Annotated in this window: 18 protein-coding genes, 1 pseudogene and 1 riboswitch; of the genes and pseudogenes, 1 reads left to right on the top strand and 18 read right to left on the bottom strand. The window is 62.8% G+C overall.

Features of this window, described 5'->3' with window-relative positions; translation table 11 throughout:
* Positions 1-20: 20 nt before the first annotated feature.
* The 10 genes and pseudogenes from ACRQHG_RS01870 to mihF form a co-directional block, all read right to left on the bottom strand.
* A complete protein-coding gene (locus ACRQHG_RS01870; RefSeq protein ID WP_435713615.1) occupies positions 21-824 on the bottom strand; it encodes an ABC transporter permease in 804 nt (267 codons plus the stop codon).
* Between the two features lie 103 nt (positions 825-927).
* Positions 928-1,046, bottom strand: a riboswitch (FMN riboswitch).
* A 72-nt stretch (positions 1,047-1,118) separates the two neighbouring features.
* Positions 1,119-1,793 carry a ribulose-phosphate 3-epimerase gene (gene rpe / locus ACRQHG_RS01865; protein ID WP_435713616.1) on the bottom strand — a complete coding sequence of 225 codons (675 nt, stop codon included), beginning with the start codon at positions 1,791-1,793 and terminating at the stop codon, positions 1,119-1,121.
* A gap of 10 nt (positions 1,794-1,803) precedes the next feature.
* The gene (locus ACRQHG_RS01860) at positions 1,804-3,246 is read right to left on the bottom strand and encodes an RsmB/NOP family class I SAM-dependent RNA methyltransferase (protein WP_435719373.1); all 1,443 of its coding nucleotides are present in this window, start codon (positions 3,244-3,246) and stop codon (positions 1,804-1,806) included.
* A complete protein-coding gene (gene fmt / locus ACRQHG_RS01855; RefSeq protein WP_435713618.1) occupies positions 3,239-4,231 on the bottom strand; it encodes a methionyl-tRNA formyltransferase in 993 nt (330 codons plus the stop codon). Before fmt ends, ACRQHG_RS01860 begins: the two co-directional genes overlap by 8 nt.
* Before the next feature lie 48 nt (positions 4,232-4,279).
* Positions 4,280-6,517 carry a primosomal protein N' family DNA-binding protein gene (locus tag ACRQHG_RS01850; RefSeq protein ID WP_435713619.1) on the bottom strand — a complete coding sequence of 746 codons (2,238 nt, stop codon included), beginning with the start codon at positions 6,515-6,517 and terminating at the stop codon, positions 4,280-4,282.
* A gap of 108 nt (positions 6,518-6,625) precedes the next feature.
* The gene (gene metK, locus ACRQHG_RS01845; protein ID WP_435713620.1) at positions 6,626-7,825 is read right to left on the bottom strand and encodes a methionine adenosyltransferase; all 1,200 of its coding nucleotides are present in this window, start codon (positions 7,823-7,825) and stop codon (positions 6,626-6,628) included.
* A 74-nt stretch (positions 7,826-7,899) separates the two neighbouring features.
* Positions 7,900-9,183 (bottom strand): bifunctional phosphopantothenoylcysteine decarboxylase/phosphopantothenate--cysteine ligase CoaBC, encoded by a 1,284-nt coding sequence (coaBC, locus tag ACRQHG_RS01840; RefSeq protein ID WP_435713621.1) that lies wholly within the window; start codon positions 9,181-9,183, stop codon positions 7,900-7,902.
* A pseudogene (rpoZ, locus tag ACRQHG_RS01835) lies at positions 9,183-9,431 on the bottom strand (DNA-directed RNA polymerase subunit omega); the annotation flags it as partial. The pseudogene rpoZ and the gene coaBC, both read right to left, overlap by 1 nt.
* A gap of 66 nt (positions 9,432-9,497) precedes the next feature.
* On the bottom strand, positions 9,498-10,067 hold the full coding sequence (gene gmk / locus ACRQHG_RS01830) for a guanylate kinase (protein WP_435713622.1): 570 nt from the start codon (positions 10,065-10,067) through the stop codon (positions 9,498-9,500).
* 99 nt (positions 10,068-10,166) lie between these two features.
* Positions 10,167-10,475 (bottom strand): integration host factor, actinobacterial type, encoded by a 309-nt coding sequence (mihF, locus tag ACRQHG_RS01825; RefSeq protein WP_026429388.1) that lies wholly within the window; start codon positions 10,473-10,475, stop codon positions 10,167-10,169.
* A 239-nt stretch (positions 10,476-10,714) separates the two neighbouring features.
* Here mihF and ACRQHG_RS01820 point away from each other — a divergent pair, with 239 nt between their 5' ends.
* Positions 10,715-11,092 (top strand): RNA-binding S4 domain-containing protein, encoded by a 378-nt coding sequence (locus ACRQHG_RS01820; protein WP_435713623.1) that lies wholly within the window; start codon positions 10,715-10,717, stop codon positions 11,090-11,092.
* 129 nt (positions 11,093-11,221) lie between these two features.
* On the opposite strand, the gene ACRQHG_RS01815 is transcribed toward ACRQHG_RS01820, so the two are convergent.
* The 8 genes from ACRQHG_RS01815 to alaS all read right to left on the bottom strand — a co-directional run bounded on the left by ACRQHG_RS01815 (position 11,222) and on the right by alaS (position 19,621).
* On the bottom strand, positions 11,222-11,827 hold the full coding sequence (locus ACRQHG_RS01815; protein WP_435713624.1) for a transcription antitermination protein NusB: 606 nt from the start codon (positions 11,825-11,827) through the stop codon (positions 11,222-11,224).
* Positions 11,827-12,390, bottom strand: a complete 564-nt coding sequence (gene efp, locus ACRQHG_RS01810) for an elongation factor P (protein WP_016442826.1) — start codon at positions 12,388-12,390, stop codon at positions 11,827-11,829. Before efp ends, ACRQHG_RS01815 begins: the two co-directional genes overlap by 1 nt.
* 47 nt (positions 12,391-12,437) lie before the next feature.
* Positions 12,438-12,959, bottom strand: a complete 522-nt coding sequence (locus ACRQHG_RS01805) for a shikimate kinase (RefSeq protein ID WP_435713625.1) — start codon at positions 12,957-12,959, stop codon at positions 12,438-12,440.
* Positions 12,956-14,167, bottom strand: coding sequence for a chorismate synthase (gene aroC, locus ACRQHG_RS01800; protein WP_435713626.1), 1,212 nt, complete (start codon positions 14,165-14,167; stop codon positions 12,956-12,958). The genes ACRQHG_RS01805 and aroC overlap by 4 nt, the downstream gene beginning before the upstream one ends.
* A 128-nt stretch (positions 14,168-14,295) precedes the next feature.
* Positions 14,296-14,925 carry a prepilin peptidase gene (locus ACRQHG_RS01795; protein ID WP_435713627.1) on the bottom strand — a complete coding sequence of 210 codons (630 nt, stop codon included), beginning with the start codon at positions 14,923-14,925 and terminating at the stop codon, positions 14,296-14,298.
* 154 nt (positions 14,926-15,079) lie between these two features.
* Positions 15,080-16,456, bottom strand: coding sequence for an endolytic transglycosylase MltG (gene mltG, locus ACRQHG_RS01790; RefSeq protein ID WP_435719372.1), 1,377 nt, complete (start codon positions 16,454-16,456; stop codon positions 15,080-15,082).
* A complete protein-coding gene (ruvX, locus tag ACRQHG_RS01785; RefSeq protein ID WP_087070825.1) occupies positions 16,449-16,940 on the bottom strand; it encodes a Holliday junction resolvase RuvX in 492 nt (163 codons plus the stop codon). Before ruvX ends, mltG begins: the two co-directional genes overlap by 8 nt.
* Positions 16,940-19,621, bottom strand: a complete 2,682-nt coding sequence (gene alaS / locus ACRQHG_RS01780) for an alanine--tRNA ligase (protein WP_435713629.1) — start codon at positions 19,619-19,621, stop codon at positions 16,940-16,942. The genes ruvX and alaS overlap by 1 nt, the downstream gene beginning before the upstream one ends.
* Between the last annotated feature and the right edge of the window lie 228 nt (positions 19,622-19,849).

Genomic DNA, 19,849 nt, shown 5'->3' with positions numbered 1-19,849 from the left:
ATCGTTACCGCACGGCATCGTTACCGCACCGCCGCGGTCACGTGTTTTTCGACGGTAAAGATGAGCAGGTAGATGCTGATGGCGGCGGCGGCCATGACGACGATAACAGCGAACATTCCGGTGATGTCTCCGGTAGGTTGGGCGCGTGAAAGTTCGGTGCCCAGGCCCGCTCCCCCGATGATCATTTCGCCCACGACGGCGCCGGTGATGGAAAGGGTGAATCCGGTGCGCAGGCCGGCCAGGATGGAAGGCGCGGCCAGGGGCACGATGATGGGGAGAAGAAGGGTGAGCCGAGCTGCGCCGTCGAGCCGAGCTGCGGCAATCACATCGCGGTCGATAGCGTGCACGCCCACCGAGGTCGAGACGATAATCGGGAAAATCACCATGATTGTGCAGAGCACCACAATGGAGGGCATCCCGTAGCCGATCCACACCACGAGGAGGGGCGCGAGGGCGACGGCGGGGACGGCTTGTGAGGCGGCGAGGAAGGGTTGAAGTGCGCTGTTGAGGAGGGGCCAGCGGGCGAGGGCGATGCCGAGGGGAATTCCGAGGAGGGCCGCCCAGGCGCAGCCGGTGAGGGCCGCGGTGAGGGTGTTGCCCAGTGCGCTGAGGAGGTAGGGCGGGTGGTCGCCGATACCCAGGAGTGCGGTGGCCAGGCGTTGCCCGACCGCGCCGGGTGCGGGAAGGAGATGTTCGGGCACCAGGTGGGCGCGCGTGACCATCACCCAGAGGAGAAAAACCGCGAGGAGAGAAAGGGTGGCGGGTACCCACGCGGTGCGCGGCGAGCGCGGGCGTGGGTGAGAGTTGCGGCGCACAGTGTTCACGTCCTGGTTCCTGACCTTCCCGATGGCCGGGAATGCTGAAACCGGGAGACGCTGACGCCGCGGCACACCGAAATAGCGTAGCCGAAGCAGGGCTCGGAGCCCTTCGATGCGCCTCCCATCCGGACTGTTACCGTCGGTTGGGGAATTCCACCCCATCGGCCACTTGCGTGGTTCGCGGACTGTTACCGCCGGTTCAGACTTTCACTGACCCCGGTGCATCGTGTTCTATATTAGCCCTTCGGATGCTGGCGCGCACCCGTAGTTAATCTGCTACGTGCTGGCAGGCGCGCGTTGCTAGATTGAGGCGTGCTGGCACGCGCCTGCGGCGAGTTCGCGGAGCTTCTCCACTTCGGTGTAGGCGTCCTCCGCGCGGAATACCGCCGATCCCGCCACGAAGTTATTGGCTCCGGCAGCCGCAGCCTGTTCGATGGTGGAGCGGGAAATGCCGCCGTCTACCTGGATCCACACGTCCAAGCCGGCTGCTTCAATCGCGCGCCGGGTGCGGGTGACTTTCGGCATCATCGTTTCGATGAAGCTCTGCCCGCCGAATCCCGGTTCCACGGTCATGATGAGGATCATGTCGAATTCGTTGAGAATATCGAGGTACGGCTCAATGGGGCTGGCTGGTTTGAGGGCGAGTCCGGCGCGGGCGCCCTGCGCGCGCAGTTCGCGGGCGAGGCGCAACGGGGCTTGGCAGGCTTCGGCGTGGAAGGTGACGGAGGCGGCTCCTGCCTCAGCGTAAGCGGGGGCCCACCGATCCGGGTTCTCAATCATGAGGTGCGCGTCCAGTGGAACATTGGTTGCCTGCGCCGCCGCCTCAAAAATGGGCAGGCCGAGGGCGAGGTTGGGGACAAAATGGTTATCCATAATATCCACGTGCACGAAATCGGCGTTGGAGATTTTCTCCAGTTCATCAGCGAGATGCCCGAAATCGCAGTTGAGGATTGAGGGGGAAATCTTCACGTCCATGATGGTCCTTTCAGGAGCGCCGTTCCGCGGGCGCGGGGGCGGATGCGGGTTTGAGGATGCGTGCCATGTACATGGCGTCCGTGTGATGGATATCAGGCCAGAGTTGCACGGTCATTCCGCGGGAGGCGACCGGGCGCAGGGCCCGCCGGTTCGCGGTGACGGTCACGTCTCCGAGTTCCGCTCCTTCGGTGCGTTCCAGGAAGGCGGAGATGACGTCGCGGGTTTCCGCGAGTACCGGGGAGCAGGTGGTGTAGAGCAGCAGTCCGCCCGGGCGCAGCGCCCGGTAGGCGGAGTCGAGGAGTTCACCTTGTAGTTGCGTGAGTGCGCCCAGGTCGCTTTCTTTTTTGCGCCACCGGGCTTCAGGGCGACGACGCAGCGCTCCCAAGCCAGAACATGGGGCATCCACGAGGATCCTGTCATAGCTATCCGGTTCCTGAGCGCCAATATCCCGCCCATCGCCTTCCCGCAACGCAACGGTATCCGCCCAGGGTGCAACGTTTTCTTCCACGAGATCAAGGCGGTGAGCCTGGGGTTCATTCGCGAATACGCGGGCCCCGCGCCGGGCCGCTGTAGCGGCAATAGTTGCGGTTTTCCCGCCCGGGCCGGCGCACATATCCAACCAGGATTCATCCTTCCCGGAAATAGAAGATTCCGTAACAACGGCGGAGATCAACTGTGAGCCCTCATCTTGGACACCGGCGACCCCGTCGCGCACCGGCCAGAGCCGATGCGGGTCACCGGAGGCTAGCAGCACTGCGCTGGGCACCAGGTAGGGATCTTCCCACGTCATTTTGGCACGTTCAATCCGGGCTTTGAGGTGCTCGGGTGAGATATTATGGCAGGCCAGCGCCACTTTCGCGGGCGTGTTATTAGCTTCGAGAACGGCCTCTATTTCGGTTGAGCGCCCAGCGGCCGCGAGGGAGGCTTCCAGCTGGCGCACGATCCACCGCGGGTGGGAATGCCAGACCGCCAGGAATTCTTCCCGGGATGCGGTGCTGTTTTCGATAATTCCGCGCCAGGCATCCCGGCGCTCGGAGACTCTACGTAGCACGGCGTTGATGAAACCGGCGATTCCTTGCCCGAGTTCATTGCGGGCTAGCGCAACTGTTTCGTTAATGGCCGCATGGGGTGGTGTTTTCAGTTCGATGAGCTGGTAGCAGCCCAGGCGGAGCAGATCAAGGGCACCCGGGTCAATTTCTGCGAGGATACGGCCTTGGGAGCAGCGGGCGATCATGGCATCCCAGCGGCCTTGAAGCCGCAAGGTCCCGTAGGCGAGGTTGGTGGCGAAGGCGGCGTCGCTCCGATTGAGGCGCGCCCGGCTGACCATGCCCGGGAGGATGAGATTAGCGTAGGCATCTTCGGTATGGACTACCCGCAGCGCATCATAGGCAACGAGGCGGGCGTGGTTCGATGACTGGCGGCGTGGTACCCAGCCGGCGGGGCGCTCATTCATGCTGGCCCTCCTTCACCTCGGCATCGAAACGGGTGTGCTCGGCCAGCCGGGCACCGTTGAGCCAGGCAGAGGCATCCATATGCGCTTTGCCAGGCGGGGCAACCCGCAGTAACTGGATTGTTCCTTCCCCGCAGCCGACCACGCCGCCCGGACCGATTTCGCCCGGAGCCAGGGCGCGGTGTGTTGCCGGGGCTTCGGGTGTTTCGGGTGTTTCGGGTGTTTCAGACGTTTCGGGCGCAATGACGCGCACCGATTCGATTTTGAAGCGCTGCCCGTTGAGAGTGGTCCAGGCACCGGGGGCCGGATTGGCGGCGCGGACGCGATCCGCGATGCGCTGGGCGGGCCACTCCCAGTTCACCCGCGCCCAGGAAGAATCGAATTGCGGGGCGAGGGTCACCTCCCCGCTTTGAGGCTGCGCGTGGGCGTTGCCGGCGGCAATGGCGTGGAGGGTATCGCTCAACTGGCGCGCCCCGGATTGTGCCAGGCGGGCGAGCAGCTCTCCAGCGGTTTCCTCAGCCCCGATCTGAGTGGCTTCACTCGCGAAAACGGGGCCGGTATCCAGGCCCTGTTCAATCTGGAAAACGCTGGTTCCGGTGGTGGTATCCCCCGCGGCAATCGCGTAATTGACTGGCGCTGCCCCGCGCCAGCGCGGCAGGAGGGAGAAGTGCAGGTTGAGCCAGCCGTGGCGCGGCACGTTGAGAAGCGCGGGCGGAATAATGAGCCCGTAGGCAACCACCGCGACGGCTTCGGGAGCAAGTTCAGCGATCTGTTCCTGAATCGCACCGTCTTTCAAGGTGCGGGGAGTGAGCACGGGAAGGCCCAATTCGGTTGCTACGCGGTGTACCGGCGAAGGGGTGAGCACCCGTTTGCGACCCTGGGGTGCCGGTGCGCGGGTGAGCACTCCCGCGATATCGAAGCCTTCATCATGCAGTAGCTGTAAGGCCGGGACTGCGGTCTCCGGTGTTCCTGCGAATAATATTCTCACGTGTCAATCCTACCTAGTTCTTTTCTGTGACTATCTCATCCGGGCTGGTTACAGGGGCGGATCGACCTGTAAGCGCAGTGAGCCGCCCAAACGCTGGGCAGAGTAGGCACCGTAGGTTTTTCGTGCCTGCCGGGTCAGGGTGATTCCGCGGGAGAGTTCTGCCCGGGCATACACAGTGATTTCTCTCGGGCGTGCCCCCGGCACCGGGCCAAGCAGGACGATTCCGGAAGCTAGCTCAAAGGCTCCCCCGGTAAGCAGATCAGCTTCTGGTTCTTTCCCGCTCTCCGGCTGCCATTCTTTGGTACCGGTACCGGGGGAAAACTGGGTGAAGAGATGCTCACCATAGGCATCCTGGGCACCTTGTGTTCCCTGCGTACCGCGCGCCCCGGCCGCGCCTCGCACGCCTGCCGCGGCTTCCCCGCGGTTGAGCGCGGCGCGCAGCATGGCAAGGTAGGTACGCACATCCCCACTGGCCCCGGTGATTCCCACCCAGGTTGCGGTGGGAGGCAAATCCAGTTCGGCCCGTTGTTCGAGCAGCTCAGCCGCATATTCACCCAATTCCCATCGGGCGATCCGGTTGAGGAGTTCAGGTGGCGCTCCCCCGGCTACCAACATATGGCCGCCTTCTCCCGCGCAGCGCACCCGAGCCGCGACTCGCGCGAGCACCCGAATAAAACGTGTTTCAGCGCCCAGGCCTTCCCCGAGGAGGTAGCGTGCATCCAGCACCAATGCAGCGGCGAAGCCACCTTCAGCTTCCGGTTCCGCTCCCGGAGTTGCCACCACGATCCGCGGGCGCTGGGAGACCTTCCCAATAATTCCCTCCGGGGAGTGGGCTCCGGAGAGAATAATGCCCACCCCGGGGAAAGCCCGCCCGATTTCTTCCGCGGTGCGCTCTGAACCAATTCGGATAGCCCGCAGTTTCCCGTTGTGGCAGTGCTGGCAGCGCCACGGGTGCACCCGCACCCCGCACCGTTGACATTGCAGAGGATCATGCGGCCTGCCCTGGGCCAAGTTCCCCCCGCAGATCGCGCATAGGGCACGCTCCCCGCAATAGGCGCAGCACAGTGCCGGGATGTAGCCGCTACGCGGCACCACAATAAGAACCGGGCCATCTTCCAGAGCCCGCCGCAGAATAGGGAACGCAGGTTGGGGAAGGCGTAAATGATCCGCTTCTCCCCCGGGCCACTGGTGCGGGCCAGAAATATTCGGAAGCGCGGCGCGGCGCGCTGCCGCGGTACCATCCAGCAAGGTGATGCGGTGTTCGGATAGCAATTGCGCGCATTCTTCACTCACATAGGGTGAGAAAGCGAGGAACGCAGCGTTTTCCCGCCGTGCCCGTTCCAGTACCACGTCACGCGCGGCCAGATAGGGCGCGCGGATATCCCGCAGGGTGGAGGCGGCATCATCCATGATGATGGCAAGCCCCAGGTCAGTGAGCGGTGCCCAGGCTGCCCCGCGGGTGCCCACTACGATACGTGATTGCCCCGAAAGCACGCTCAAAAAAGCACGGTAGCGTTTTTCATGCGATTCTTCGGAGACCATGAGGGTGGGAGTTTCCCCCACCCGGGTAGCGAGGGTAGCTTGCAGCGTTCGTGCCGCGCGAGTTGTGGGAACAACCAGGAGGACGCTACGCCCGGCGCGCCGCACTGCCTGCACGGCCCGAACCAGGAGCTCCACTCCCCCGGCGGGCCCGGGTAGCGCAGCCATGCAGGCCCGCACAGCTTTCCCGGCCCCGAGCGCCGCAAGGAATTCCGGCCCACCCCGATAGGCTTCCCAGGGCCCCGGTTCAGGAGCCGGGCGCGGGCTGGCCAAAGGAATAGCCTCCTGGGCATCGGCCAAGAATTCTTTCGCGGCGCGCGCGTGCCGTTCCGGGATAGCGGCCCGCAAAATATCAGCAACCGTTCCGGCGTATTTATCGGCAAGAGTGCGGGCAACCGAGTACACCGATGCGGTGAGAACGGGGTGTTCCGAGACCACCCGATACAGGGGGCGCAGCCGCCCGCTGCCTTCCGTGGTGGCATCCCGGGCAACGATGAATCCGCCCACCCGCTGCGCCCCAAGATCTACCACCACCCGGGTTCCCACCCGGGCAGTATCCGCGAATTTTTCGGGAATAAGATAGTCAAATACCCGGTCCATATGGGGTTGGGAATGAAGCACATGAACATGCGCCACCGGATTGGCTACTTTGGAGCGCACGCGGGTGCGTGCCGGGCGCGCCTCAAGCAGGGCGCCCTGCTCCCCCATAAGGGGGAGGGCATCGAAATCAAAGAGTGTGCTCTCCATGCAACCTAGGATATCCCGGCCCTACGACAGAAAAATCCGCCGCGAAACTTCAGGCCCTAGACACCTTAGATATCTGAGATACCTCAGTTAGCCCTACCTCAGTAATCCCTAGATAGCGCGGAGAAGTTCTTCAACCCGATCCGTTTTCTCCCAGGTGAATTCGGGAAGTTCCCGCCCGAAATGACCGTAAGAAGCCGTCTTCGCGAAAATGGGGCGCTTGAGTCCTAGGGCGTCAATAATCGCCGCGGGGCGGAAATCGAAGACCTTCTGAACCGCGTTTTCGATGCGGCCCAGTTCTTCTGTTTCCGTGCCGAAAGTATCCAGGCGCACGGATACCGGGTGGGCGCGCCCAATCGCGTAGGCCAGCTGGAGTTCGCACCGGGAAGCGAGCCCGGCCGCGACCACATTCTTGGCCGCCCAGCGCGCCGCGTAGGCCGCGCTGCGATCCACCTTGGAGGCGTCTTTACCGGAAAAAGCCCCACCGCCGTGCCGGGCCATCCCGCCGTAGGTGTCCACGATGATCTTGCGGCCGGTCACTCCGGCGTCGCCCATCGGTCCTCCCACCACGAAACGCCCCGAGGGGTTAACGAGAAGCGAGAATTTATCGGTATCAATATCGATATTTTCTTCTTCGAGGACGGGTGTGACCACGTGGTCACGCAGGGTTTCCGTGAGCCAGTCACGCTGCACATTTTCATCGTGCTGGCTAGAGATGACCACGGTATTGAGCGCCACGGGCCGCGCACCTTCGTAGTCAATGGTAACCTGCGTTTTCCCGTCCGGGCGCAGCCCGGGAACCACGCCTTCGCGCCGCACGAGTGCCAGGCGTTCAGCAAAACGATGGGCGAGCAGAATGGGCGCGGGCATAAGCGTTTTGGTTTCATTGCAGGCGTACCCGAACATGAGGCCCTGGTCCCCGGCGCCCTGCAGGTCGAAATGATCGTATTCGGATTCCTGACTTTCCCGCCGTTCCAGGGAAGTATTCACGCCGGCCGCAATATCCGGGCTTTGCTCATCGATGGAAATCGTCACGCCGCAGGAGTTACCGTCGAAGCCGACCTGCGAGGAGTTGTACCCGATCCCGGTCACCACATTGCGAATAATATGAGCAATATCCGCGTAGGCATCCGTGGTCACTTCACCGGCCACGTGCACCAACCCCGTGGTCACCATGGTCTCCACGGCGACGCGCGAATTCTCATCCGACGCGAGCAGCGCGTCAAGAATGGAATCGGAGATGAGGTCACACACCTTATCGGGGTGTCCTTCCGTGACCGATTCGGACGTGAACGGTTGCCGGTAATGCATCGTATCCCCTCGCTATTTCAAACTATTTCGTCAGTATTAGTCACCAGCGGCTGGCAGGTAAGGCAAGCCTTATTCTATACGCGCTCGGTGGTGAAGTGATCGGCTATAAGGCCCGCAATGATAACAGCCATCTGGGCTTTGGTGCCCGCTCCGCTCGCGATGATCTCACCCGCTGGCGTGACCACGGTGATCTCAGTAGGTACCTCACCGAAACCGGCTTTCTCCCCCACCCGGTTGATGACAAGTAAATCAGCGCCTTTGCGCCGCGCTTTTTCCCGTCCGTAATCCAAGACGGTTCCGCCCGCATCCCCGGTTTCCGCCGCGAACCCGACGATGAGCTGGCCAGACCGGCGCCGCTTATGGGAAATATCAGCCAAAATATCGGGATTTTCCACCAGTTCGACGACGCGTGTGCCGCTGCCGTCTTTTTTCTGTTTGCTCGCGGCGGTTTCGACCGGGCGGAAATCTGCCACCGCGGCGCTCATGACCACGCCATCCACATCCTTCACCCGCGCCAGAACCGCTTCATGAAGATCGCGTGCCGAACTGACCGGAACAATCTCAGCTCCCGGAGCAAGTGCGGTAATATCGCGGCTTACATGGGCTGCTAGCACGGTGACCTGCGCGCCGCGTTCCAGCAAGGCGCGCGCTATTTCCAGGCCAAAACGCCCCGAGGAGCGGTTGCCGATAAAACGGACCGGGTCGAGAGCTTCGTGAGTACCGCCCGCGGTAACGAGAATATGCCGCCCGCGCAGCGACGCATGCTCCGCGCCGCCCTGCACCGCCCGTGTTTCCGGGCTTTCGCCGGTAAGGATTGCCCAGGCGTGCGCAAAAATCTCTTCCGGTTCGGGTAGCCGGCCCGGCCCGGAATCCGCCCCGGTGAGCTGCCCGGTAGCGGGTGGAATAATATGCACCCCGCGTGCCTGGAGCACCGCAATATTTTCTTGGGTGGCCGGATGCTCCCACATTTGGGTGTGCATTGCCGGTGCCATAACGACCGGGCATTGCGCCACCAGCAAGGTGTTGAGGAGGAGGTTATCAGCTATGCCTGCCCGAGCTTTCGCGATGGTATTCGCAGTTGCCGGGGCAATCACAATGAGATCGGCTTCTTTTCCGAGCCGAACATGCGCAACTTCATCAGCGTGTTCGCTGGTGCGCACCAGAACGGGATGGTGGGTGAGGGCTTCCCACGTGGTGGCCCCGACCATCTCCAGGGCGGCCGGGGTGGGAATAACATGCACATCCGCACCGGCTTTCACAAAAAGCCGGACGAGGTAGGCCGCTTTATAGGCGGCGATACCTCCGGTCACGCCGATAACGACGCGCGGTGTGTGCTCTACTTTTCGTCCAGCTGCCATTCGAGCTTGTCCTCGGCGATTTCACGCAGCGCGATGGACAGGGGCTTTTCTTCCGGTTCCGCCGAGACAAGCGCACCGTAATGCTCGATATTGCCGTCCCCGCGCGCCATTTCCTGCTTGTAGGAGTTGATCTGACGCGCCCGATCCGCTGAAAGCACGCACAGCGCGTACTTCGAGTCAATCTTTGCGAGAAGATCATCAATGGGCGGGTTGGTAATACCTTCGGGTTCCGGAACAGTTCCGAACATGTAGTTCCCTTCTGGATAAACGTGGCACCGCATGCGGGTACCACCGTGAAGCTTCGGCCTTTTATTCTAACGCTTTGGGGCGATGAGGTCGAGGATTTCGCCGGTGGCACGTGCCACGGTGTCATTTACGACGACGGCGTCAAACTCCCCCTGCGCAGCTAATTCGCCACGAGCGGTTTCCAGGCGGCGGTCGATGGCCTCCTCGGTTTCGGTACCGCGCCCGCGCAGCCGCGCCTCAAGTTCTTGGAACGACGGCGGGGCTAGAAAAATCTGGAAAGCTTCGGGCAGCGACTGGCGAACCTGGCGCGCCCCTGCCAGATCGATTTCGAGAAGCGGAATTTTTCCCGCTGCGTATGCTTCCAGCACGGGTTGGCGCGGGGTTCCGTAACGGTGTTTCCCGTGGACAACGGCCCATTCGAGCATCTCCCCGCTTTCCACGAGGCGATCGAAGTGTTCATCATCCACGAAGAAGTAGGATTCCCCTTCGCGTTCCCCCGGGCGAGGCGCGCGCGTGGTGGCAGAAATGGAGAGCCAGATGCGCGGCTCCCGCTCAAGGAGCTGCGCAACCACGGTTCCCTTCCCTACCCCGGAAGGGCCGGCAAGCACGCAAATACGGCGATGATCCTCAGGTGTCATGACATTTATTCTGCCACAGCCCTACGACACAATTTTCGCTCGCGAAGTTCTGCGCCGGCCGGCTGCCAGGAGTAGTTGAGTCCTGCCCCGGCTCAGCCTTTAACCGAAAAGCGCGATGAGAGCCGCAGTTTGATGCACACCCAACCCGCGCACGCGCCGGGAAGGAGCGATCCCAATATCGGCCATGGCCCGCGCGGCCTTGGCTTCACCGATACCGGGAAGTGCCCGCAGCAGCACACTGGCGCGGGTGCGCGCAACGACCGGGTCATCACGCTGAGCCAAAACCTCCGAAAGGTGCAGCTGTCCGGATTTCAGTTGCTGCAAAAGTTCCGCGCGGCGCCGCCGTGTTTCGGCGGCCTTATCCAAAGCGGCGAGACGCTGCTCCGGAGTAAGTGGTGGTACCTCCACAGTGTCCCCTTTCTAGCGCATCAGATATACCCTGGTGCTCATAACAATTCCGTCAACATCAGTCACGGCGACGCTGACGCTACGAAACTTCTTCGTCTTGTTAGTAGCGTAGAGCGAAATAGCGCTAAATAATATAAGAAGCCACGCCCTTGTTTTTTTATAAAACCATCGCGGCAGGTCAGCGCCGCGGCTTGTGACGAAGTTCGCGACCGGTAGTGGCGTCCGGGTAGGCTACAGCCATGGAAACAACCCGGATTGACGTATGGCTATGGAGTGTGCGGCAGTGCAAAACTCGCTCGCTCGCCACCTCCGAATGCAAGGCCGGCCACGTGCGCATCAACGATGAACCGGTCAAGCCCGCCGCGAAAGTCCGTGTCGGTGACGTGGTGCGCTACCGGGTGGAAGGCTTTGATCGGATCCTCAAAGTTACCGGAATTATTACCAAGCGGACGAGTGCTCCGGTGGCCCGGGAAAATTACGAGGATCTCACCCCGGCGCGGGAGAAAGTTTATCTGCCGGTGATGCGGCGCGATCCTGGTAGCGGCCGCCCCACGAAGAAAGAACGGCGCGAACTCGACCGCCTTTTCGGCCGCAATTCCAATTACGGCCGCCGGTAACCCCGCGGATCCCGGGGATGCACAACTATCGCTGAGCGACGAAAGCTTGATCACGTGCACAAAAATGGCGAGTTTCCGTGAAATCGTTCACGGAAACTCGCCATGAGGTACTGGCTGTCAGAAAAACTCTTATTCTTCTACGCTGACTTCGCCGGCTTCGGGAGTATCCAACTGGCCGGTGCGGATAGCGGCGATGAGGCCCGCCTCATCGGATTCCGAAGGCTCGCTTTCTTCGCCAGATTCCACCGCGGTAGCGGCGTCGTCGTTCTGAAGAATGGGTGTGCTGCCGCTTTCCTCACGTTCGCGGATATCGGCAGCCTTGTTGAGCACGCCCATCACGAAACCGACCGAGCGGTCCGTGGAGAATTCGCGCACCAGGTTGGTCCACTCCACGATCACGGCACCGCGGAAAGTCCCCAGGTACATGAGTTCGGCAACCGCACCGCGCAAAGCGCTGCGATCCACCGCGTTCATGCGCTCGAGCGACCAATCCTCCGAGGAGGCCTCAATGAGGGTATCCACCTGCGAGATTTGCTGCGCGTATGCGGTCACGATCTGCGAGCCGAATTCCCCAATGGGAACCTGGGCGGTGGAGACACGCTGGCGTTCGGCAAGGAGCTCGAGAATACCCGCTTCCGAGGTGATGTTCTTTTCATCAGCTTCGAAAAGCACATCTAAGGCGCGATGGCGCTGGGTGGAACGGCCCGTGGACCGGCGTTTCTTCTGTTTAGCCATTAGTCGTTCGCCCGGGAAATGTATTCACCGGTGCGCGTATCAACCTTAATCTTGTCCCCGATATTGAGGAAGAGCGGCACCTGGAGTTCGTACCCAGTCTGCACCGTAGCCGGCTTGGTGCCCGCATTCGAGCGGTCGCCCTGGAGACCCGGTTCGGTTTCCGTCACTTCGAGGATCACCGAAGCGGGTAGTTCTACGAACAGCACATTACCTTCGTGGAAAGCCACGATGGCCTTCTGGTTTTCGAGCAGGAAGTTGGCGAGATTACCCATGACTTCAGCGGTGACGGGAACCTGTTCGTAGGTATCCTCATCCATGAAGATGAAATCGGTGCCGTCATGGTAGAGGTACTGCATATCGCGGCGGTCCACGGTGGCGGTTTCGACCTTAATGCCCGCGTTGAGGGTGCGATCCACAGTCTTGCCGGAGAGGACATTCTTCAGCTTGGTCCGCACGAAAGCGGGGCCCTTGCCCGGCTTGACGTGCTGGAACTCAACAACCTGCCACAGCTGGTTGTCGAATACCAGGACCATGCCATTCTTCAAATCATTGGTTGTTGCCACAAGGTATCCTTTCAGAAATAGTCCTCCCCAAGTTTACACGGGGAGTTTCATCTTTGCGACGCACACGCCTCCAGGGCCGCGCGAATCCGGCGCACCACCCGGTGCGGGGAACCCCCGTCGGAAGTCACCGTCACGCTGGCGATATCGCGGTAGAGCGGAGTGCGTTCCCGGTCGAGTTCGCGCAGCCGTGCCGCCGGATTATCCTCGAGGAGCGGGCGGCGGGTGCGTGATCCGGTAATACGCCGCACCAAAATATCCATCCGCGCTTCGATAAGAACCACGGGGTAACCGCGCAGTGCCCGGCGGGTGGCCTCATTCAAAATAGCGCCTCCCCCCAGGGAGAGCACGCCGTCAAAATCCGCGAGAGTGCGCGCGATAATATCGGCTTCCAGCCGTCGGAATCCCTCTTCCCCTACCGTCTGGAAAATCTCGGGGATGCTCTGTCCGGTTTCGCTGACGATAAGAGCATCCGAATCGGCGAAAGGAAGCTCAAGATCCTTGGCCAGCAGCTTTCCCACGGTCGATTTGCCCACTCCGGGCATCCCGACCAGCACTGCCCGCACGCTCATCGGCGTTCCTCCGGGATGCGGTTCAGGTAGGCGTGCACCGCCGCTTGGGTATCACCGAGGGTATCCCCGCCAAATTTATCCTGGAGTGCTTCCGCGAGCACCAAGGCCATCATCGCTTCGCAGATGACCGCTCCGGGAACCACGGCGGTGGCATCACTGCGCTGGTGGAGCGCGGTGGTGGCTTCGCCAGTTTCGGTATCAATAGTACGCAGGGCCCGTGGGACGGTAGAAATCGGTTTGAAAGCAACCCGTACCCGGATCGTTTCGCCGTTGGACATGCCGCCTTCGATGCCACCCGCCCGATTGGTCAGGCGGTGCACGCCATCTTCCGTGCGGACAATCTCATCATGGGCCTGGCTGCCGGGCCTGCCGGCGGTGGCGAATCCGTCCCCAATTTCCACGCCTTTAACGGCTTGGATCGACATCATGGCGCGGGCCAGTTCCGCGTCGAGACGCCCGTAGGGGGTTGCGTAACTGCCCAAGCCTTGCGGCACGCCGTAGGCAAGAACTTCGACGACGCCGCCCAGGGTATCCCCCGCGCTTTTCGCCCGATCAACTTCATCCATCATGGCCTGTGCCGTGGCCTCATCCAGGCAGCGCACCGGCGAAGCATCGAGAGCCGCGGCATCGCCCGGCCCCGGAACGGTATCCGAAGTGTCACTCACGGAGCCGATGGCTACCACCCGGGAAATAATAGTGATTCCAGCGCTTTGGCTCGCGTACTCGCGGGCGATGGCACCCAGAGCCACCCGGGCCGCGGTCTCCCGGGCCGAGGCGCGTTCGAGGACATTCCGAGCATCGCTGTGATCGTATTTATTCATACCGGTGAGATCGGCATGCCCGGGCCGAGGCGCGGTGAGGCGCTTATTACGGGCAAGTTCTTGGCTATCTCCCCGCCCGGCATTACGCAGCAGGGCTTCGGGTGGGACGGGGTCCACGGACATGACCGCTTCCCATTTGGGCCATTCGGAATTCTCAATAACGAGGGCGATGGGTGAACCGAGGGTGGCTCCGTGCCGCAATCCGGTAAGAACGTGCAGCTTATCCTGTTCGAATTTCTGGCGGGCGCCGCGACCGTAGCCGAGCCGGCGGCGGGCCAATTGATCGCGAATGGTATCCGAACTCAGGCTCAGGCCCGCCGGGATCCCCTCGATGAGTGCCACGAGGGCTGCTCCGTGGGATTCCCCCGCTGTTGACCACCGAATCATGCGCCGTCCTTCCCCGTTCCTATGTTCATAGGTCCCGCTACCCATTCTGGTAACCCGTGCTGATACCAGATGAATAAGCAGTTCCGTTCCGCGCCACTGCCCGTTGCTACCGGGATGCAGGCGCCTACCTATCCTAGCCCGGCCAGCCAGGCGAGGGCGCCACCGCCCATGAGCCACGGCCCGAGAGGCACCGCATCAGCCAGGGTGAGCCGGGCGCTCAGCACCCGCACCGCGGCGAAGATCCCCGCGCCCAGCACACTGAGGAGTAGGGCGAGCCCGAGCTGCGGGCCCGTCCACCAGCCCAGCACGATGAGCATTTTGACATCACCCCAGCCGAGCTGGGCGAAGCGATGCGCCACGTAGCCGCCCAGGCCGGCCACGGCTCCGATAGCGAGATCCTCCCACTGCCCGCGCAGCGCTATCCCCGTGAGGGCGGCTCCCCCGGCCGCGGCCAGCAGCGGATCGGGAAGGAGCTGCACCCGCGCGTCCACCACCGCGGCAAGCGCCAGGAAAGCCCCGCACACGCCCTCACAAAGAAGCGCAAGCGCACCGGCGCCTAAGAGTACTCCGGCCCCCAGGAGCGCGCCAGCAGCGCCAGCTGCACCAGCATCACTAACCGGGCTCCCACTGCTAAGTGCACCTACCGCACGCGACCACCCCAGCCCCGCCCAGCACAGGCTCAGGCCCAGCAGGAGCACGACCGCTACCGGTGGGCTGAGGGTACCGCGCAGGATGCGCTCGCGAGAAAAGAAGGTCATGCGCTCAGATTACGGATGCCCCGGCACCTGAACCAGCCCCGGCTTGCCCCCTGTGGATAGCACTTCCGTTTGGGCAACCTGGGGATAAGTACCGGCATCGTCGAATCGGCATGTGCCAGAGCGCCTTGCGCCGTCGTACCTATACGCGGCTGCGCTAGTGGTCCTTCTTCTCCCCGTCCGGGTGCGCGGCGTACCACTCGCGGAATTCGGCCTGGAAACGCATCTGTTCCTCGTAATCGGCCGTGAACTTCGTTTCCCCGGTTTCCAGGTTGACGGTGGTGAAGTAGAGCCAATTGCCCTCGGCCGGATTGACGGCCGCTTCAATGGCCTCCACCCCGGGGGCCCCGATAGCGGTGGGCGGTAGGCCCTTCACCCGGTAGGTGTTATAGGGATTATCCGCGTCCAATTCGGCCCGGGTGGGTACCCCGCCGGATTTACCCACCCCGTAGAGCACGGTGGAATCCATCTGGAGCCGCCCGGCGACCTCCGGGGCGTTATCCCCGAGCCGGTTCTCGATAACCCGCGCAGCTTTCGGATAGTCAGCCGGGTGCCCTTCGCGTTCCACGATAGAGGCCGTGGTAAGCACCGCCTGCCACCGGCTCCGCTCCGCACCGCTGGCTTCCAGGCGCCCCACCTGAACCTCCACCATCTGCTGAAGTGCCTCGGTCACCGTGGTATTCGGATCGAAATCATAGGTGGCGGGCGCCAGCCAGCCTTCCACGTTTCCGCCGGCTTCCGCGGGCAGCCCGAGAGCTGCGGCGTCGTTCATCGCATCTTCGACCACCCCGACATCGATATCCATGAGGTTGCCGAGCCGGTCCCGCACCTGCCATTTCGTGAAGCCTTCGGGAATCGTCACCTTAATTGTGGCGGCATTGGCCGGGTCCAGTAGCGCGGATAGCGCGGCCGATGCGGACATCTGCTCGCGCAGAGTGTAGGCCCCGGCCTGAATGCCCGTGGAGCGCGGGTCGCGGGAAAAGACATCAATAAATGCGCCTTCGGTGGCAACAATATTTTTTTCGGCGAGCACCGCGGCGATCTGCCGCCCGGTGGCTCCTTCCGGAATCCGCACCACGACCTGGCCGGTTCCTTCTCCGCTGTAATCGCGCACGGTATCGGAGCTGTGCAGCAGGCGCGGGAAGAAAATAACAGCCGCCGCGGTGAGCGCGGTGACAAGAAGAACAGTAATAATTCCGGTGGTGATACGACGGCGCCTACGCAAGCGGGCCCGCTCATTGCGCCGCGCCGCGGCCCGGCGCCTCGCCTCCGCGGCATTGCGGCCTTCTGAATTTCGCCCCGATGAGCTGCGCCCGGCCGGCACCCGCCCGGAGCTTCCCCGCCCCTGCGCGCCGCGCCCGTGCGGATGACTTCCGCGCGCCGTGCCCCGCTGGGAGCCGCCCCGTAGCTCACCGCTCCGCGACGCCACGCCCCCTTGGGAACTAGCCCCGTGAGACCTCCCCCGCGCACCCGATTGGCGACGGCGCGGGGTATCGGCGTCGTCCGCACTCAAGCGGTCAAAAACGTCACTCATTATCGCCTTTCGCTTCGCTTTGCGCTTCGGTTGTCGCCGCCACGAGTTCGCCGGCAGGTGCGCCGGTGAGCCGCTCTGCTTCCAACGCATTATTAAGAATAACGGTCGCGGCAACCTGGTCAACAACGGCGCGGTGGCGCCGCGAGCTGCGCCCGGCCTCATGCAACTGGGCGTGAGCGGCCACCGTAGACAAGCGCTCATCGAATAACCGCACCGGCACCGGGGCGATACGCCGGGCTAAACGCCGCGCCCACCTGCGCGAATACCGCGCGGAGGCCCCTTCGCTCCCGTCCATATTGCGCGGCAAGCCCACGATCACCTCGATGGCACCGCGCTCGCGCACCTCGCGAGCAACCTCACTCACGTCCGTGCCGTTCGCGGGGAGCGTGGCGACCGGAGTGGCGAGGATACCGTCGCTATCGCAACTGGCCACGCCGGTGCGTGCCCGCCCTACATCCACTCCGATCCGTACGCCTCGCCGCATTAGCCGCGCAGCTCCGCTTCCAGAACCGCGAGGGCTTCATCCAGCTTCGTCACATCCGAGCCGCCGCCCTGCGCGAGGTCCGGCTTACCGCCGCCGCCCCCGCCCAGGATCTTCGCCGCCCGCGAGACCAGCGCCCCGGCCTTCATCCCGGCACTGCGCGCCGCTTCGGACGCCGCCACCACGATGAGGGGCCGCTCATTGCTAATCCCGGTAATAATCACGATGAAATCATCGGAAGGAGCCAGCCGCCCGCGCACCTCCGTGGCGAGCACCCGCAGGTCATCCGCGCTTTCTACCACGCCCAGGTGAGCGCGGTAGAGAGTGCGATTGCCCAGGTGCACGCCCTGGGAAATAACCGTATCTACCTGCCCCACAATATCCTTCTGGCGCAGCGCCGCGATTTGCTTTTCGGCTGCCTTGAGCTTGCCGAGCATGGTGTCGATACGCTCGGGGAGTTCCTCCGGGCGCACCCCCATCATCGCGGTGAGCTGGGAAACCAGAGCGCGTTCGCGCGCCCCCTGCGCGTAGGCGCTTTCGCCCACCAGCGCGTCGATACGGCGCACCCCGGAACCGATGGAGGATTCACCCAGTACGGTAATCATCCCGATTTCACCGGTGTTCGCCACGTGGGTGCCGGCGCAGAATTCCCGCGACCAGGCATCATCAATGGAGACCACCCGCACAATATCGCCGTACTTCTCCCCGAAGAGCATCTGCGCCCCGAGTTTCTTGGCTTCTTCAATCGGGTATTCGGCCCACGTTACTTCCAGGTTGTCCTGAAGGCGCTCATTGGCGCGCGCTTCGATCTGCGTCATCACATCCACTGGGATTTGCGACCCGTGCCGGAAGTCGAAACGCAGCCGCGAGGGAGCATCCTCGGAGCCGGCCTGGGTGGCCTGCTCACCGATGAACTCGTGGAGCACCTTGTGGATCATATGGGTCGCGGTATGCGCCTGGGCGATCCGGTGGCGGCGCAGGGTATCGATTTGCGCGTGCACAATATCGCCCACCGCGATGGTCCCTTCGGTCAGCGAGCCGCGGTGCACATGCAGTCCCTTGACGGGCGCCTGCACGTCTACGACGTCGAACATCCCGCCCCCGGCCACGCTAATGGTGCCGTGATCAGCCAGCTGCCCGCCCATTTCGGCATAGAAGGGGGTCTTGTCCAAAATAACATCGGCATCGGAGGGCGCGCTCACCGCCGGCACTGGCACCCCGTTTTCAAGGATGGCCACCACGCGCGCTTCCGCGGCCTTTTCGAAGTAGCCGAGGAAGGAGGTGGGCCCGCCCTGCGCGTCAAGAATCTCATGGTACACGTGGGCATCCACGTGCCCGGTTTTCTTCGCCTGGGCATCGGCCCGCGCGCGTTCGCGCTGCTCGGTCATGAGGGCCCGGAAGCCCTTTTCGTCCACGTCCACACCCTTTTCGGCCGCCATTTCCAAGGTGAGGTCGATGGGGAATCCGTAGGTGTCATGCAGGGTGAAAGCCGCCGATCCGGGGATAATCACCTTGCCGGTATGCGGCGCGCTCTTTGCGCTATCCACGGCCGCCGCGAAAATCTGTTCGCCGGTGGCCAGGGTGCGCCGGAAGGCGGCTTCTTCTTCCACCGCCACCTGGCGAATCTGCCCGAAGTTTTCCTCCAGATCGGGGTAGGACTCCTTCATGGCGTTCTTCGAAGTTTCCACCAGATCCCCGAGGACCGCGGCATCCACCCCGAGCAAGCGGATCGAACGGATGGCCCGCCGCATGAGCCGGCGCAGCACGTAGCCGCGTCCGTCATTGCCCGGGCGCACGCCGTCGTTAATAAGCATCATGGCTGAACGCACGTGGTCGGCGATCACGCGCATGCGGACGTCGTCTTCTTCGTTCGCGCCGTAGGTACGCCCGGTGAGTTCCTGGGTGCGGGCAATAACCGGCCAGACCTCATCGGTTTCGTACATATTATTTTTGCCCTGGAGCAGAAAGGCGATACGTTCCAGGCCCGCGCCGGTATCGATAGCGGTTTGGTCCAGCTCCCCGAGCAGCGGGTAGTCCTTTCCGGAGCCTTCCCCGCGCCGGTACTGGTCGAAAACGAGGTTCCACACTTCCAGGTAGCGGTCCCCGCCCGGGTCCACGGTTCCGCCCACGGCGTCCGGCCCGTATTCGGGACCGCGGTCGTAATGAATTTCCGCGCAGGGACCGGCCGGTCCAGGCTGGCCCGTGGACCAGAAAATTTCTTCCCGGGTCAGTTTGACGATATGGGCCGGGTTCACGCCCACCTCAACGAGCTTCTTGAAGGAGACCTCATCTTCTTCCCAGATGGTCACCCACATCCGCTCGATTTCCAGGCCGTAACCGCCTTCGTCCAGCGGCGCGCACAGCAGCCCGAAGGCCAGGTCGATAGCGCCTTCCTTGAAGTAGTCCCCGAAGGAGAAATTGCCGCACATTTGGAAGAAGGTACCGTGCCGCGTGGTTTTGCCCACGTTATCGATATCATTCGTACGAATGCACTTCTGCACCGAGGCTACCCTCGGCCACGGAGCTCGCTGGGTTCCCACGATATAAGGAATGAAGGGAACCATGCCGGCAATCGTGAACAAAATGGACGGATCGGGCGACACGAGGGGCACGGACGGCTCAATATGATGGTCGTGCTTCGCGAAGTAATCCAGCCAGCGCCGGCGAATCTCAGCGGTGCGCATACGTATTTGTCTCCTTATGACTTATGTGGCCGAGCCGGCCACGCACCTATGGTACAGGCTCTCCCGCCCGCTATTTTCGAGGCACGGGCGGGAGTAGCATATTTTTTACGACGACGCCGCGGCTGCCTGCGTGGGCGCTAGAAGCAGCGGCGGGCATCGCTGTCACATAGCTACCAAGCTATGAAATAAAGAAAGGGCACACCTTTGCGGGTGCACCCTTCCTGACGT

Origin of the sequence: Actinotignum vesiculae (assembly GCF_051267215.1) — a bacterium.
Taxonomy (GTDB): domain Bacteria; phylum Actinomycetota; class Actinomycetes; order Actinomycetales; family Actinomycetaceae; genus Actinotignum; species Actinotignum schaalii.
This window is presented reverse-complemented; position numbering and strand designations above follow the sequence as displayed.